Source organism: Mesorhizobium sp., from assembly GCF_005063415.1.
In the GTDB taxonomy this organism is placed as follows: Bacteria; Pseudomonadota; Alphaproteobacteria; order Rhizobiales; family Rhizobiaceae; genus Mesorhizobium.
Window position 1 is genome coordinate 1 of the sequence record NZ_SUEG01000319.1, and the last position, 1,700, is coordinate 1,700.

The window sequence follows — 1,700 nt, forward strand, 5'->3', positions numbered from 1 at the left end:
GGGTGGTGGGGTGGACCGGCCAGGGGAAGAAAACGAAGCGCCGTCATTGCGGGAAGACGATCGAGACTGAGCGAAGCGAAGGCGGTCCTTGGTCAGACCCAATCCATTCGAGGACGCCATAGGCTAGACAGACAGAGGTCAACGCGGGGACGGTGATCCGTCACGCTTGCCCATCCGTGTCATGAACGCTTTGCGGGCAATACAGATAAACTACCTCAGGCGACGGCACTGGACGAAGCCCTCAACGGCGGCTGAAAGGACGCACGCGACAGGTCAGCCGCCCGCGCCTACCTCGCGCGGCTGAAGGAACGCACGACAGGGCGCGACAAGCCGGCCAGCCCCGGGGACGTACCGCGCGAGATATGGCGCTCTCCGAGTTGACGCAGGACAAGCAATGCTCTCGACGCTGAAGGTTGTAGGGCTGCCCGGATAGGGTCGAGGCGCCTCGGAGATCCAAAACCAACTGTTCAGCCACGATCAGCCCGTGAGGCGCGCACGAAACAACGTGGAGCCGTCCGTCAGGCGTGACCTGGAGATATCCCGGAATCCAGCCTCGGTCATCCACGCGCGATACTGACCTTCAGTGTACGATTCGCCGTGGCGGTAGAGGTTCAAGAAGGTGAGATTCAGAAAGACACCCTCAGGCGGGCCAAGGCGGTCGTCATCGACGACACCCCACCCCGCAATTGCGATCTCGCCTCCGGGTTTGAGGGAACGCGCCGCGTTCAGGATCGAACTGCGCGCCTGGTCCGGCGGAAGGACCTGGACGACGGCCTTCAGGATCGCCAGATCGTGCCGACCGATCGATGGCGCGACAGTTATGTCCCCCTCTTCGACAACCACGTCGTCGGCACCGTATTCTGACAGGATATCTGGCGCGGCCGCTGCGACCGTTGGCAGTTCCATCAATGTCGCCGCAAAATGCGGCCACTGCTCGCGAAGTCCGACGAGAATGGTCCCGGGGCCCCCGCCGATGTCGATCACCGAACCGATCGCCGAGAGGTCTATCTCCCGGGCCAGTTGTCGGCCGAAAATCACCCCGCCCGGTGCGAGCATGCGGCTGAAGGCCGCCGCGGCCTCGGGCCCGGCTTCGGAAAAGTCGTGCAGCGCAGCCGGCCGGTTCTGTCGCAGCGACTCTGCGGTCAGCAAGTCGGCTCCCCAGAGCTCGCGCAGGAGCGCATGATCGCCGCCGCGATAAGTCGGCTTGGACGCGTCGAGGAAGGCTGACGCTTCGGCTCCGTTGCGAAATTGACCATCCTTGACTTCGAGGAGACCGATGCTGGCGAGCGCGTAGAGGAGCCGCGACAGACGATGGGGCTCGACTTTCAGCGCGGCCCCAAGGCTTCCAGCGGTCACCGCGCTGCCACCGAGCTGGGTGAAGATGCCAAGGTCCAGCCCGGCGCGAAGCGCCAAGGCGGCGGGCACCGCTGCGATCAGCTTGTTGATCCGATCAGAATCCACCATGCCACATCTCCTTCCGCGATCCAGCGCCGGCGATCAGAAGTTTGTCACGGAACCGAAGAGCGTTTGAAGTAGCATGGTCGACCACACCGATATACGTGCCCAGCTGGTATTCGACGTCGAGACCGTGAGCGACGAGGGGCTAGCTGGCTGACTGTTGATCAAGCCCTGCGTAAATCCAGGCACGTGTCTGTTCCAGCACCTCATCGGAAAACGCTGGGTCGTCAATCGCCCGGGCG

Annotated in this window: 1 protein-coding gene; it reads right to left on the reverse strand. The window is 63.4% G+C overall.

What is annotated here, in order from left to right; genetic code table 11:
* Positions 1 to 477: 477 nt before the first annotated feature.
* Positions 478 to 1,464, reverse strand: coding sequence for a methyltransferase (locus E5W70_RS32265; protein ID WP_292665392.1), 987 nt, complete (start codon positions 1,462 to 1,464; stop codon positions 478 to 480).
* Positions 1,465 to 1,700 lie beyond the last annotated feature (236 nt).

Coding starts and splice junctions, on each gene's coding strand:
- E5W70_RS32265 (WP_292665392.1), bottom strand. CDS start 1,464: ATGGTGGATTCTGATCGGATCAACAAGCTGATCGCAGCGGTGCCCGCC.